Below are 13,282 nucleotides of genomic sequence, written 5' to 3'. Positions count from 1 at the left end.
TTTAAGCCTCCTTCCGGCGGGGCAGCACGCCGACTTCGTGGGCCAGCGGCGCGTTGTGCGGATCGTTCTCGGCGTCGGCATCGGCGGCGGCCTTGGCGGCGACCACGGAATCCAGCTGCACCACGAAGGGCTCGCCGCCCCCGATGGCGCGCATGTTCTCCGCGTCGGGGCACACTAACTCGATGGCCGCCTGCTCGCTGGCCATATACACCATGGAGCCCTTCTCGGCGGCCATGAGCGCCCGCAGCTTCAGCCGGTCGTTGATGGCGAGCAGCCCCTCGCTCGAGCCCAAGATCACCGAGAAGGGCCCGTTCACGAGAGCGCTCGCGTAAGTGGTACGCAGGGCGGTTTCGAAGGCAGCGTCGGCGGGTTCCATGGCGTCGATCTCGTCCCAGGCCGGCGCGGTCATGATGTGGGCGGCCAGCTCCGGCGTGAGCCCGTGGCGGCGGCTCAGCAGATCGAACAGGTAGGTGATGACCTCGGTGTCGGTCTGCAGCTCGCAGTCGTAGCCGAACTGCTCCACGTAGCGGCGGTTCGCGTCGTAGCTGGAAATCTCGCCGTTGTGCACCACCGACCAGTTCAGCAGCGTGAACGGGTGCGCGCCGCCCCACCAGCCGGGGGTGTTGGTGGGGAAGCGCCCGTGGGCCGTCCAGGCCCAGGCGTCGTAGTCGCAGATGCGGTAGAACGCGCCGATGTCCTCGGGGTAGCCCACGCCCTTGAAGGCGCCCATGTTCTTGCCCGACGAGGCGACGAAGGCCCCGTCGATCTTCCCGTTGATGTGGAAGACGTGGGCCATGGTGTACTCGGCCTCGTCCAGGCCGCTGGCCGCCAGGCGCATGGGGTGCGGGGCGGCGAAGTAGCGCCAGATGTCCGGCGGGTTCTTAATGGAGGCGACGGGCTCGGTGGGGATGCGCTCCTGCTTCTCGCTCATGAAGTAGGTGTCCAGGTAGGCCTCGGTCTCGCGCCGGGCCTCATCGGACTCGTACATGATGTGGAAGGCGTACAGCTCCTCGTACTCCGGGTAGATGCCGTAGGCCGCGAAGCCGCCGCCCAGGCCGTTGGAGCGGTCGTGCATGAGCGCGATGGAGCGCAGGATGTCGCTCCCGTCGTGGCGCGCGCCGCTTCGGTCCATGATAGCCGCGATGGCGCACCCAGCGGGAATGCGCACATCGCCCTCGCGAGGCGCGTTTCGCGGTCGGTCGAAATCGTACATGGCGTTCTCCTTGTGCATTGTGCGGAATGCTGTATCGTCAGCATAGGAGAGCAATGTTTCGCGAAACCGACCCCGGTGTTTCGCCTTTGTTAAGCCTTGGGGTGAAGGTTAGGAGGCGCGCGTTCTTGCGCGATGTCTTTTGGAGGAAGATCTTGAGCATACCCAGTGTGGAGGTGCTATGACGATCCAGTTACGGGAGAGCTGCTGGCAACAGCTATGGTGTTCGGAATAAACTGATTTGGAAAGAATGTCGAGCAATGAGGGTTGGTTGACCATGGGCGATAAGACGCCGGAGCGCAAGGGGCTTCTGTGGTGGATCGAGCACGAAAACACTAACGAGGCTTGGACAATGAAGAACCCCTGGGCCGTCGGTGCGATTGTCCTGACGATCCTCATTGTGCTGTGCATGTTGGCGACGTTTTTCTGGGGGCTGCCCCGTCCGGTGGCCAATGTGATCGTGAATGTCGCCTTCTGCGGTTATTGGGGCGTTCTTCTTGCCTTTGAGATTAAAGCCAAGCACCGCGTCGCTGCCGCGGGTACCGCGTTCACAATGGTATTCTCCGCCTTCTTATGGTGGCTATGAGCTATCTCTTCTCGCGCGCTCTCGTAGGTTTATGGCGTTCGGTTGCCGAAGGGGGCGTTTTCTGCACGAGATCTCGAGTTATAAGCCCCTGAGGAATCAGCGGCGGGACGCGTTACTAAGAAGCATTTTCAAAACCCCAGGTCAGATTGTTGTCTGCAAGGATGAGCCATTCGGGGTCGGCAATTAGACACCTCCGAGACGCTTATAACTCAAGATCTCGTGCATTTTTCGACCAGTTCGTTGACGGAACGCTTCTTGGCGGACGCCCGCATCGCTGTTCTCAGGTGCGAATGGCGCCTAGAAACGCGTAGGATCATTTTGTCTGCCGATTGGGATGACGAAGAGGACGGACGGGGCCTACGATGCCCTCGCATGATTCGAAGCCCGGGGAGATTTGGCTTGCCTACGCTGAATTCCTCGATCATCCGGGCATCGGCAAGGTTCGCCCAGCTTTCTAGAAGAAGATCATGAACATGCCGAGGGCTAGGCCAACCATGACGGCGAAGGCGGGGAGTTTGCTGCGGTAGATGAGGTAGCTCTCGGGCATGATTTCGCCGAACACCACGTAGAGCATGGCGCCCGAGGCGAACCCGAGCGACATCGTGAGGCCCAAAGGCCCGATGTCGCCGAGCCAGAAGCCGAGCCACGCGCCGAGCACCGTGGGCAGACCGCATGCGGCCGTGAGCAGCGTCGCCTTCACGCGTCCCGTGCCCCCGGAGATGAGCGGCACGGCCACGGCCATGCCCTCGGGGATGTTGTGCAGGCCGATGAGCACGGCCATGATCATGCCGGTGCCCCACATGAGGTTGTCGGACACGGCGAAGCTCGCGCCGATGGTCATGCCCTCGGGGATATTGTGCAGCGCGATGGCGCAGGCCATGACGACGCCGGCCACGAACAGCGACAGCCTGGAGTCGTTGTGGCGCTTGTGCATGTTCAAGTGGTCGGCGTGCACCAGTTCGTCGATGTCGTCATGGGTCTCGGGATGATGCTCATCGGCGGTGTGCGACACCTCCTTGCGGGTTTTGCGGTCGATGAGGTGGTTCAGCAGGTACACCACGGCCACGCCCAGCGCCACGGCGAAGATGACCAGCACCACGCCGTGCTCGGCAATCTGGCTGGCGGCTTCCTCGGCCTCGGCCAGAAGATCGAAGCACACCATGGCGGTCATGACGCCGCCGGCGAAGGCCAGAAGCAGGCTGATGGTGCGGTTCGACTCGCTTTTGAACAGGGCGCCAATGAAGCCGCCGAGCCCCGTTCCCCCGGCGCCGGAGATGAGCGTGACCAACGTGACGAATGCGAACGGCGACAGCGTTTCCATAGCGAACAGGCTTCCTTAGACCCCGGGATTTCACAAAGCATCCCGTATTGTGCTCCATCGCCTGCGCCCCTGCGAGCGCAACCGCCCGCGTGTAAGCCAACGGAAACAATTCCCCTCGCAACGGCGCAGAGGGGGATGGATTACGCGAGCTCCCTCAGCAGTTTGTTGAGCTTTTTGTCGAAGGTAAGCACGGGGGTGCCTTCCACGACGAAGCGTGCCGCCAAGATGCAGTCGGCGAAATCAAGCGAGTGGTTCCGATAGAGCTCGAGGGCGTAGCGCATGGTGGATTCGTGTTCGCAGGCGACGTCATCGAGGAGCGCGATCATGGTGTTGGCCACGTCGGTTCGGTCGAAGCCGTAAACTGTTCCGCCAAGTACGTAGACGCACTCGGCTATGAACTCAGGTGAGGTGCATGCGCCGTTTTCCACATGCTGGCATACCGTTTCGAACTGGTCTTCGACATCGGCGAGGAGGTAGCGAAGCAGGCAGTTCGTATCAAGGAAGGTCGACATACTTCGCCTCCAGCGCCTTCTGGTAAGCGGCCTTTTCCTCGGTGCGCGACACCTTCGGTCTCTTTCCCGCAAGAGCGCCAGCGGCCTTCAGCTTACGCGGTGCCGGCTTGGGGATAGGCACGATCATGGCGCACGGCCGGTTCCTTACCGTGACGACAAACTCGGCCCCCGTTTCATCTACGCGTCGAACGACGGAGGAAAGATTCGCCTTCGCCTCCGCCAAAGCAATGCTTGCTGCCATGGGAGCTCCCTTCTAAGGTTCCGCAAGGTTTCGGGAGAATTTTACCTTAGATATGACCATTTGACTAGTTTATTGGTCATATCGGTTCCGTGGCCGCAAGATAACCCCCATGGCGATCTCTCGCGCTATCTCAAGGGGATCCGTGCCGGTCTCTTCGGAGTCGGTTACTGAAGGGGTCGTTTTTTTCACGAGATTGACGGTTATGAGCGTCTGGGGGGGGTGCGAGGATGTCAGCTGTGAAGGTGCTCCTGCACGTGCGATGCTCTGACCTGGGGTTTGTCAAGCGTCTTCCTGAAATGTGCCTCGTCGCTCGGCCTTTAAACGCTCATAACCGTCGATCTCGTGCATTTTTCGACTGGTTCGTCGACGGAGCGCTTCCCAAGGACGGTCCTTCTCTGCGATGGTGGTGCTCTTTCCGCAACGACGGCCGTCCATCACCCCCACAATGCTCCCATCCTGCCGTTCGCGGGTGGAGTTTTGGCGATTCTTCGCATTCTCGGAGCGGTTTCGTTGACATTCGCGCGCGGGCGGGTGAGAATGCAAAAGTTCGCTTTCAAAAGCCCCGTAAACGCATGGGTTCAAGGAAACGCAACCGCCGAGGGTTGTCCAGGCCCGAAGCACCGCGTGTCGGCGTAGGAAACCGACTTCCAAGGATCGTGCACTTTTGAAAACAAACACTCTGGCGGACGGTTCCACCCCGGCTATCGCGGCTGCCACGCCGACGCAGGGGAGGAGGCTTCAGCCGCCCGACAGAACCTGCAATCTATTGGAGGAAAACAGTGAAGACGTATCATGCAAAGCCCGGTGAGGTTGAGCGCGAGTGGGTCATCATCGACGCTGAGGATCAGGTTCTCGGTCGTGTGGCCACCAAGGCTGCTCAGATTCTGAAGGGCAAGCACAAGCCGCAGTACACCCCCCATGTGGACACGGGCGACTTTGTCATCATCATCAATGCTGACAAGATCAAGGTCACCGGTACCAAGGCTGCCACCAAGACCTACTATCGTCACAGCGGGTTCCCGGGTGGGCTCAAGCAGGAGACGTTCACCGAGGCCATGACCAAGCACCCCGAGCGCGTCATCGAGCATGCCGTCAAGGGCATGCTGCCGAAGAACACGCTGGGCCGTGCGATGGGCAAGAAACTGAAGGTGTACGTCGGCGCTGAGCATCCCCATGCCGCTCAGCAGCCCCGCAAGATCGATCTGGAGGGTTAATCATGGCAGATGAGGCTTTGTACTACGGCACCGGCCGCCGCAAGAACGCGGTGGCGCGCGTCCGTCTCGTTCCCGGCACTGGCAAGGTGACCATCAACGGTCGCGACGGCCAGGAGTACTTCGGCCGCGAGGCGCTGTTCAACTACGCGATGACCCCCTTCAAGGTGACCGACACCACCGGTCACTTCGACGTGAAGGCTCGCATCGACGGCGGCGGCGTGTCCGGTCAGGCTGGCGCCCTGCGTCACGGCATCTCCCGCGCTCTGCTGGAGGCCGGCGACTACCGCGCCGAGCTGAAGAAGGCTGGCTACCTCACGCGCGACGCCCGTATGGTGGAGCGCAAGAAGTACGGTCTGAAGAAGGCCCGCAAGCGCCCGCAGTTCTCCAAGCGCTAAGTTTGGAGTCGCGCATCGTTTATCGGTGCTGCCGCAATACTGCAACCGAAAGCCCGCTGTCCGCAGCGGGCTTTTTTGTGCCCAGATACTTTCGCGATGGGTGGAAAGGCTTCCCGAGGGGGCGCCGAGGGGGTGGTAAAAACTTTCTAGCGCGCGCCCAACCTCTTGAAGTGGGGCGCGTCTTTCTGAGAACATAGCTTCGTTCGGAGGAAAAATGGGAGAGCAAAGGGGAGGGGACAATCGTGGAATCCAAACCGGCATTTCGCTCGGCACCGCTGCTCGATCGGGCTCTGCGCATCGCCTCCCAGCGGGCGCAAACCTACGACAGTTTGGCGGAATCGCTCGGTGTCACTCCCGAGGATGCGGCGCTGTACTGGTTTTCAATCAACAGCTTGCGCCGCGGCCTCGGGCATGATCTGCCCCCGCTTTCGGCTTCGGCTCGCTGCTGGTACGACCCCACCTGGCACCTGGAGGCTCTTCTCGAAACGTTCCAGATCAACGAGGGGCTCGCGTCCCATTACGGACGTATCTTCTATGATCCGGAAGGCGGTCATCTGGAACTGAACATGGCGGCCAACGAGGTGGTGTACGCCATCGGCCTCGAACATCCCGACATCGATGTCGCGCGGCTGCGGCGCGTGTGCGTGCATGCTTGCGAGCCGGAATGCGGCATCGAGCTTCTGGCGGCCAATGCGGGCAAGGTGCTGTTGTCGATAGAGGAATACCGCGACGAGGCGATCACCCCCGCTTTCGTTGAGATGCTCTACGCCAGGCTGGTGGCCGGCATCGAGGCGGTTCCCGAGGACGTTTCCGCTCGAGTCGAGGGACTCGAGCTGCTCTGCTCGTTCATCAATGGGGACACCGGCCCCCTCAAGGGCCAGTGCGGCGACCATCGCCTTATTGTGGCGCTGACGGCTCTGTTCTTCGTGAGCGCATCGGGTATGTTCCCTGTGGGCAATGCCCCGTTCGCCTACCTGCTGTACTTGCTGCTCCTTCATCGCTCGGGCTACCATTTCTCGGCCCATGTCCCCGTTATGCGCTTGCTCTACGGTACCGACAGCGCCCTGTGCGCCCAAGAGCGCGGGCGCTACGCCGCCGAGGCGGACGCGCCGACGCTGCCGTTCGAGCCGGGGGATCTGGCCGTGGAATACGACGGCACCTACGATTGGACGTTCGTGTTCGAACGTGCCGTCGAGCTTATTTTGGAAGAGCAGCGCTGGGTGATGACCAAACTCGAGGGCATGAGCCGGCGACGCGATCGGCTGCGCGCCATCATCGACGCCGACGGCTCGATGAACGCCCGCCAGAAGGAAGTGCTGCTCGAGGCGGTGCTGCATAGCAACGCGGAATTCACCTACGACATCCATATGAAGCGCTATGCCATTTCCTATCCGAGCGCCCGCAGCGATTTCGGGCGCCTGATGGATCTGGGCTTTCTCCAACAGAGCGACGATGGCGTGCGGCACTTCTTCTTCGCCAACGACGACTTGCACGAGCGGTGCCGGGCCTATTTGCGCGAGCATTGCGCCGAAGCCTATCTGCATTACTACGACGACGAGGGGCGGCTGCGTCCGGAATTTCGCGCTACCGACGAGGCGTCCGCGCTGTACAACCGCGACATCGGTTTCTACGAGAAGGCGCTGCTCGACAAGATGTACACCGAGCACTACGACTTTCGACGTGCCTCTATCGCCGACAGCGACGGCCTGATACGGCGAAGTCCAACCCGGGATTAAGCGCTGCGGCCGCACACGGGTGCCGGCGCAGCGCCCATTCCAATTCCATCAAGTTTCGAAAGCCCGGAAAGGAGGCGCGAAGCGTCAGGGGAACCTATTTTCCAAAACCTAAGGAGGAGCTATGAGAGAGCAAGCAACGAGAACGGGGCGGCGCTCGCGCAAGGGGATTGCGTGCGCGGCGGTGCTCGCGTGCGTTTTGGGAGCGGGATGCCTGGCCTGGGGCTGCACTCCGGCTGCCGCGCCGAGCGATGGGGCCGACAAGACGGCTGACTCCACGACAACAACCGAGCCGGCACCGGCGACAAGTGACGGCTACAGCGATCAGCTGGCCAGTATCAGCGGGTTTCCCACGGAGGGCCGCTTCGTGGACGGCGTGACCGCCCTGCCCGGTTTCTATAAGAACAGCGAGAAGAACGCCGCCAACGCCGAGGCCAACGAGCCGCTTCGCTACACCGACCGCAACGGGTTCACCGTGCAGCCGGTGCCTTCCGACGATCGCGCGTTCAACATTACGTACCTGAACGCCGAGAACCGCGGCTGCACCTCGTGCCACACGCTTGAGAGCGCCATCATGAGTCTGCCCACCTACCATCGCCTGATCTTCTTCGGCTATCCCACCGAGCAGACCTTCGCGAACTGCATTGCGTGCCATTCCAAGACCTACCAGGGAACGAACTACCTGGGCGAGGCCATCCACAACACCCACATGACGAACGCGATGTTCACGAGCCAGGGTGGCACCTGCTTCTCGTGCCACTACAACGACGTGGAGACGCAGACCCTCGGCCGTTGGGACGACTACAAGTACAACCTCTACCACGGCATCACCGATGTGGCCGCCGAAGAGGTTCAGGTGACGACGAGCTACGACCAGACCACGATCACTCCGGCCGAGAACCGCTTCTTCAAGACGGTGAAGGACGAGCCGTCCGAGTGGCTCGTGGACGACACGCAGGTGGATCCGTCCATCTACGAGAACTGGACCGTCTCCATCGACGGCGACTGCGACAATCCGGTGACCATGACCCTTCCCGAGATGGAAGAGCAGTTCGGTACCGTGAAGCAGGTCATGAAGATGGACTGCACCATCAACGGCGTGGGCCAGGCCACCATCATGCAGAGCGAGGTGGAGGGCATTCCGCTGTCGAAGGTCATCGAGTTCGCGAAGCCCAAGGCCAGTGCGAACATCGTGAGCCCCATCGGCTCGGATGGCTACGACTACGCCCAGATGCCCATCGATTGGGTGGTGGGCAACAACGCCATCCTCGTCACAAAGATGGATGGCGAGACGCTGCCGAACACCCAGGGCTACCCCTGCATGGTGTGGGTGTACAACACCTCCGGCGGCAATTTCGTGAAGCGCATCAGCAACCTCACGTTCATGACTCAGCCTGAGGATGCCGCCATGAGTCAGGTGTACCTGGGCGAGTTCGCCGACGACTGCACGGGCGAAGTGTACTCCAAGCCCAACAGCGGCGTGCTGAACTACCCCACCAATGTGGTGCTCACGGGCGACGAGGCCAAACCGGTGCATCTGGAGGGCTTCGCCGACGCGTGGAACGAGCCCATCAAGAAGCTCGAGTTCTCCTTCGACCACGGCGCGACCTGGACGACGCTGGACACGCCGAATAACGATTCCAAGTACTGGACCTACTGGCGCATGGACTTCACGCCGCCCGAGGCCGGGACGTACCTGATGGATATCCGCACGACGAGCATCGCGCCGGACGGCTCCGATCACGTGAGCCAGTACGATACCCAGTTCATGTTCACGGTGGAGTAGGGGGAGACCATGAAAGATTTGAAATCGAAGGGCCGGGCCGCGGCTGGCGCCTTGGCGAGTTTGACGATGATCGCGTCCATGTCGGCGGTGCCGGCCTTGGCGGTGGCGCCGGGCGATGGCGCTGACGGGAATGCAGCCGCCGACCCGCAAGCGGAGGTGGGCGAGAACGCCGCCGTGGCCGGTGCGGTGAAGGTGGCCCGAGCCGAGGGCGTCTTCTCCTACGACCAGGAGGCCGTCACACCCAACGAGACGATCCGCACGATGTTCCAGAAGGCTGTGCGCGTGGTGTGCGGCGCTGGTATTGCGTTTGCTTCGGAGAACCCGCTCGACTGGCAACTGACGGTGTCGGGCGCGGTGAATGACGCCTACACCGCCTCGGTGGGCGATCTTGCCGGCGACGAGTCGGTGCAGCAGAAGATGACGTGCACCTGCGGCGGCAACCCTGCGGGCGGCCGCGCCATCGTTACGGCGAACGTGAAGGGCATTCCGATCGAGTCCATTCTGGAGCGCGCCGGCGTGCAGCCCGGGGCCAACGCGGTGACGTTCGTGTCGGCCGATGGCACCGAGACCATGCTGCCGCTCGGCTACGTGATCGGGCGCCACGGCGTGCTCAGCTACGAGATCAACGAGGAGGCGCTCACCGCCTCGGTGGGCGGGAGCAACCAGCTGTGGATGACCCGCACGCCCGCGAACTACTTCGTGCGCGATGTGGTGGAGATCGTGGTGTCGGCCGAGGACGAGGCGCCGGCCGTGCCCGGCGAGGCCGACGAGCATCCCAACAGCCCGAACGCCGGCGTGCTGACAGGCGCGCAGGAGTAGATCGCGATGATAGCGCCGCTGTCGGTGGAGGTGGGGCGCCCGGTGCGCTTCGAGGGCTACGCCGAGGACTACGGCGTGCCCATTGTAACGGTGCAGTTCTCGTTGGACGACGGCGAGAACTGGACCGACTACGACGTGTCCGCCTCCACGGGCGATCGATGGGTTCACTGGACGTTCGAGTACACCCCCGAGGTGCCGGGAACCTACTGCCTGCTCGTGCGCTCGGTCAACGAGCGTGGCGGGGTGAGCCCGGAGCCGGATACCGCTACCTTTATCGCCTTCGCGCCGGAAGGCTAGGGGCGGCTGTTTGAAGCTGCACGATTGGCTACAAGGGAGGGCATCCGAGCAGGTGTTCTCCCTCGAGGGGCCCGGTTCGTCCGGGCCCCTTTCAATGACGACCCATGAAGTCATTGTTGTTGATTTGTTACAGGCCGCCACCTCTTTGGGCGCGCGCCCTTGCAGAGGGCCCCTTTGCTGGTACACTGTGCGCCGCATTAATGGCTTGTGCGTTTTCCCAGGTAAAAGTTGAGAAATACGCTCATGGTCAGCGGGGTTCGCCCAAAACGGGGCCCCTACTGGCGTGCGAAGATAGGAATGGCGACATGGCGCATTCTGCCCGTGATCTGCGGCGCGACTGCTATGCGGCGGTGGACATCGGAGCCTCCTCGGGCCGCGTGGTGGTGGGCTTTGTGGAAGACGGCCGCATCCATTTGGAAGAGGTGCACCGATTCGACAACCGCCAGGTGCGCCGGGGCGGCCACGATTGCTGGGACATCGACCTGCTCTACGGCGAGCTCGTGCGCGGGCTTGCCCTGTGCAAGGAGGCGGGGTTCGCGCCGAAATCCGTCGGCATCGACACCTGGGGCGTCGATTTCGTCCTGCTGGATGCTGACGACAACCTGGTGGGCGACGCCGTGGCCTATCGCGACGAGCGCACTCAGGGCATGTTCGAGGTGGCCGACGCCATCATGAGCCCCGAAGAGCTCTACCGCCGCACGGGCATCCAGCGCCAGCCCTTCAACACCATCTATCAGTTCCTGGCCCTGCAGCGCGAGAACCCCGAACAGCTGGAAGCGGCTGAGACCTTCCTTATGATCCCCGATTACCTGGGCTTTCTGCTGACCGGCGAGAAGGCCCTCGAGTACACCAACGCCTCTACGACCGGCCTTCTGAACGCCGAGACCGGCGCTTGGGACGAAACGGTGCTGGCCCGCTTCAACATCCCGCGGCGCCTCTTCCGCAACGTCACCATGGCCGGGGCGTGCCTGGGGCCGGTGAAGCCCTCTATCGCCGAGAAGATCGGCTACGACACGTGCGTGGTGCTGCCCGCCACCCACGACACCGGCAGCGCGTTTCTGGCGGTTCCCGCGTGCGATTTGCCCGCGGTGTTCCTCTCCTCGGGCACGTGGAGCCTGCTCGGCGTGGAGAACCGCAGCCCGCTCACCACGGCGGCGGCCTACGGCGAAAACTTCACCAACGAGGGCGGCTACCACTTCCGGTACCGCTTCCTGAAGAACATCATGGGGCTGTGGATGATCCAATCCATTCGCCGCGAACTGAACGGCATCACCTACGTTGTGGACGAGAAGGCCATCCGCAAGGGCCGCCTGCACCAGTACATGCGTGTGGAGGGCCTCGGTCAGGAAGTGGGCTTCGAGGATCTTATCCGCGCCGCTGACGAGGCGGAATGCGCGGGCGTTCAGGCTTCTATTGTGAACGTGAACGACGATCGGTTCCTCTCGCCTGATTCCATGATCGAGGAGATTTTGGAAGCCTGCGAGGAGACGGGCCAGGCGGTGCCGCAGACTTTGGGAGAGCTGATGCTCTGCGTCTACGAGAGCCTGGCGCGCTGCTACCGCGACGCCGTGGAAGGCTTGAGCTCGCTGGCGGGACACGGCTACAAATCCATCAACATCGTCGGCGGCGGCTGCCGGGACGGCCACTTGAACCGCCGCACCGCCGAAGTATGCGGCATTCCCGTGTACGCCGGTCCCGTGGAAGGCACCGCGCTCGGCAACCTGGCCGTGCAGATGCTCGCCGACGGGGTGTTCCCGCACCTCAAGGCCGTGCGCGCCGCCATCGCCGAGTCCTTCGACGTGCAGAAGGTGGAGCCGTGATGGGCGATTCCGACCCCGACGATTTACAGCAAGAGCTTCTAGATACTGGTGAACAGAAAGGAAACCCGATGACTACCATGTACGATTTGGCCCGCGAGGAGTACGCCGCCCTCGGCATCGACACTGAGGCGGTGATGGAGAAGCTGGCCGCCAAACCCATCTCGGTGCACTGCTGGCAGGGCGACGACGTGCTCGGCTTCGACCAGGAAGGGGGCCTGTCCGGCGGCATCCAGACCACGGGCAACTACCCTGGCCGCGCTCGCACCTTCGAGGAGCTGACCTGTGACTTCGAGGCCGCCATGGCCCTCGTGCCCGGCGCCAAGCGCATCAACCTGCACGCCTCCTACGCCGTCTTCACCGATGAGAACCCCTGGGTCGACCGCGACGCCATCGAGTACAAGCACTTCGAGCCCTGGGTCGCGTGGGCGAAGGCGCACGGCTACGGCATCGATTTCAACCCCACCATCTTCGGCCACCCCATGATGAGCAACGAGCTGTCGCTGTCCTCGCCTGATGCGGCGACGCGCGACTTCTGGATCCGCCACTGCAAGGCCTGCCGCAAGATCTCCCAGCAGATCGGCGAGGCGCTCGATGACCAGACGCTCTGCAACATCTGGATTCCCGACGGCCTGAAGGACGTGCCCGGCGACCGCTTTGGCCTGCGCGAGCGCCTGCGCGATTCCCTCGACGAGATTTACGCCGAGAAGTACGACCGCGTCATCGACTCCTGCGAATCGAAGGTGTTCGGCATCGGATTGGAATCGATGACCGTGGGTTCCAACGAGTTCTACCTGGCCTACGCCGCCACGCACCCCGGCGTGTACGATCTGCTGGATCTGGGTCACTTCCATCCCACTGAGAACGTGGCTGACAAGCTCTCGGCCCTGCTGCTGTTCTTCGACAAGGTGCCGCTGCACGTGACGCGCCCGGTGCGCTGGGACTCCGACCACGTGGTGCTCTTCGACGACCCCACCAAGGAAGTGGCCATGGAGATCGCCCACATCCCGGGCGCGTGGGAGAAGGTCATCATCGGCCTCGACTTCTTCGACGCCTCCATCAACCGCGTGGGCGCCTGGGCCACGGGTACGCGCGCCATGGAAAAGTCGCTGCTCTACGCGCTGCTGCAGCCGGGCGAGCGCCTGAAGGAGCTGCAGGACACCTACCAGTTCACCGAGAAGATGATGCTGGCCGAGCAGGCGAAGAGCATGCCCTTCGGTGCCGTGTGGGACGAGTACTGCCGCCGCGCCGGCTGCCCGCTCGATGGCGAGCTGTACCCGGCCGTGGCCGCCTACGAAGCCAAGGTCCTGCCCGAGCGCGTGTAGCTCAACCAAGGTCTCGCCCCCGAGGA

13 protein-coding genes are annotated in these 13,282 nt (G+C 62.8%); 9 read left to right on the top strand and 4 right to left on the bottom strand.

What is annotated here, in order from left to right; genetic code table 11:
• Window position 1: 1 nt before the first annotated feature.
• Window positions 2-1,213: a class II glutamine amidotransferase gene (locus ACYVRU_RS02590; protein ID WP_114549166.1), complete on the bottom strand. Its 1,212-nt coding sequence runs from the start codon at window positions 1,211-1,213 to the stop codon at window positions 2-4.
• A 274-nt stretch (window positions 1,214-1,487) separates the two neighbouring features.
• On the opposite strand from ACYVRU_RS02590, the gene ACYVRU_RS02585 reads away from it, so the two are divergent.
• A complete protein-coding gene (locus tag ACYVRU_RS02585) occupies window positions 1,488-1,796 on the top strand; it encodes a hypothetical protein (protein ID WP_114549165.1) in 309 nt (102 codons plus the stop codon).
• A gap of 454 nt (window positions 1,797-2,250) precedes the next feature.
• Here ACYVRU_RS02585 and ACYVRU_RS02580 read toward each other — a convergent pair whose 3' ends face one another.
• The 3 genes from ACYVRU_RS02580 to ACYVRU_RS02570 all read right to left on the bottom strand — a co-directional run bounded on the left by ACYVRU_RS02580 (window position 2,251) and on the right by ACYVRU_RS02570 (window position 3,870).
• Window positions 2,251-3,117: a ZIP family metal transporter gene (locus ACYVRU_RS02580; protein WP_173114591.1), complete on the bottom strand. Its 867-nt coding sequence runs from the start codon at window positions 3,115-3,117 to the stop codon at window positions 2,251-2,253.
• Window positions 3,118-3,257: 140 nt separating this feature from the next.
• Window positions 3,258-3,629, bottom strand: coding sequence for a PIN domain-containing protein (locus ACYVRU_RS02575; protein ID WP_114549164.1), 372 nt, complete (start codon window positions 3,627-3,629; stop codon window positions 3,258-3,260).
• Window positions 3,613-3,870, bottom strand: a complete 258-nt coding sequence (locus ACYVRU_RS02570; protein ID WP_114549163.1) for a type II toxin-antitoxin system Phd/YefM family antitoxin — start codon at window positions 3,868-3,870, stop codon at window positions 3,613-3,615. Before ACYVRU_RS02570 ends, ACYVRU_RS02575 begins: the two co-directional genes overlap by 17 nt.
• A 779-nt stretch (window positions 3,871-4,649) precedes the next feature.
• Here ACYVRU_RS02570 and rplM point away from each other — a divergent pair.
• The 8 genes from rplM (at window position 4,650) to ACYVRU_RS02530 (ending at window position 13,256) form a co-directional block, all read left to right on the top strand.
• On the top strand, window positions 4,650-5,084 hold the full coding sequence (gene rplM / locus ACYVRU_RS02565) for a 50S ribosomal protein L13 (RefSeq protein ID WP_022740957.1): 435 nt from the start codon (window positions 4,650-4,652) through the stop codon (window positions 5,082-5,084).
• Between the two features lie 2 nt (window positions 5,085-5,086).
• Entirely contained in the window at window positions 5,087-5,479 is a 393-nt protein-coding gene (rpsI, locus tag ACYVRU_RS02560) for a 30S ribosomal protein S9 (RefSeq protein WP_022740956.1), read from the top strand.
• Window positions 5,480-5,721: 242 nt separating this feature from the next.
• On the top strand, window positions 5,722-7,215 hold the full coding sequence (locus ACYVRU_RS02555; protein ID WP_288219480.1) for a hypothetical protein: 1,494 nt from the start codon (window positions 5,722-5,724) through the stop codon (window positions 7,213-7,215).
• A gap of 121 nt (window positions 7,216-7,336) precedes the next feature.
• Window positions 7,337-8,998, top strand: coding sequence for a molybdopterin-dependent oxidoreductase (locus tag ACYVRU_RS02550; protein WP_415978962.1), 1,662 nt, complete (start codon window positions 7,337-7,339; stop codon window positions 8,996-8,998).
• A 9-nt stretch (window positions 8,999-9,007) separates the two neighbouring features.
• On the top strand, window positions 9,008-9,817 hold the full coding sequence (locus tag ACYVRU_RS02545) for a molybdopterin-dependent oxidoreductase (protein WP_114540627.1): 810 nt from the start codon (window positions 9,008-9,010) through the stop codon (window positions 9,815-9,817).
• Between the two features lie 6 nt (window positions 9,818-9,823).
• The gene (locus tag ACYVRU_RS02540; RefSeq protein WP_114540628.1) at window positions 9,824-10,114 is read left to right on the top strand and encodes a molybdopterin-binding protein; all 291 of its coding nucleotides are present in this window, start codon (window positions 9,824-9,826) and stop codon (window positions 10,112-10,114) included.
• Between the two features lie 305 nt (window positions 10,115-10,419).
• Window positions 10,420-11,934 carry a rhamnulokinase gene (locus ACYVRU_RS02535; protein ID WP_417177642.1) on the top strand — a complete coding sequence of 505 codons (1,515 nt, stop codon included), beginning with the start codon at window positions 10,420-10,422 and terminating at the stop codon, window positions 11,932-11,934.
• 68 nt (window positions 11,935-12,002) lie between these two features.
• Window positions 12,003-13,256 (top strand): L-rhamnose isomerase, encoded by a 1,254-nt coding sequence (locus ACYVRU_RS02530; protein WP_418380298.1) that lies wholly within the window; start codon window positions 12,003-12,005, stop codon window positions 13,254-13,256.
• The last annotated feature ends 26 nt before the right edge of the window (window positions 13,257-13,282 follow it).

Source organism: Adlercreutzia sp. CNCM I-6216 (assembly GCF_977113345.1).
The sequence above is the reverse complement of the archived record's forward strand: the minus strand, read 5'-3'. Positions and strand labels throughout refer to the sequence as shown.

Coding starts and splice junctions, on each gene's coding strand:
- ACYVRU_RS02590 (WP_114549166.1), bottom strand. CDS start 1,213: ATGTACGATTTCGACCGACCGCGAAACGCGCCTCGCGAGGGCGATGTG.
- ACYVRU_RS02585 (WP_114549165.1), top strand. CDS start 1,488: ATGGGCGATAAGACGCCGGAGCGCAAGGGGCTTCTGTGGTGGATCGAG.
- ACYVRU_RS02580 (WP_173114591.1), bottom strand. CDS start 3,117: ATGGAAACGCTGTCGCCGTTCGCATTCGTCACGTTGGTCACGCTCATC.
- ACYVRU_RS02575 (WP_114549164.1), bottom strand. CDS start 3,629: ATGTCGACCTTCCTTGATACGAACTGCCTGCTTCGCTACCTCCTCGCC.
- ACYVRU_RS02570 (WP_114549163.1), bottom strand. CDS start 3,870: ATGGCAGCAAGCATTGCTTTGGCGGAGGCGAAGGCGAATCTTTCCTCC.
- rpsI (WP_022740956.1), top strand. CDS start 5,087: ATGGCAGATGAGGCTTTGTACTACGGCACCGGCCGCCGCAAGAACGCG.
- ACYVRU_RS02550 (WP_415978962.1), top strand. CDS start 7,337: ATGAGAGAGCAAGCAACGAGAACGGGGCGGCGCTCGCGCAAGGGGATT.
- ACYVRU_RS02545 (WP_114540627.1), top strand. CDS start 9,008: ATGAAAGATTTGAAATCGAAGGGCCGGGCCGCGGCTGGCGCCTTGGCG.
- ACYVRU_RS02540 (WP_114540628.1), top strand. CDS start 9,824: ATGATAGCGCCGCTGTCGGTGGAGGTGGGGCGCCCGGTGCGCTTCGAG.
- ACYVRU_RS02535 (WP_417177642.1), top strand. CDS start 10,420: ATGGCGCATTCTGCCCGTGATCTGCGGCGCGACTGCTATGCGGCGGTG.
- ACYVRU_RS02530 (WP_418380298.1), top strand. CDS start 12,003: ATGACTACCATGTACGATTTGGCCCGCGAGGAGTACGCCGCCCTCGGC.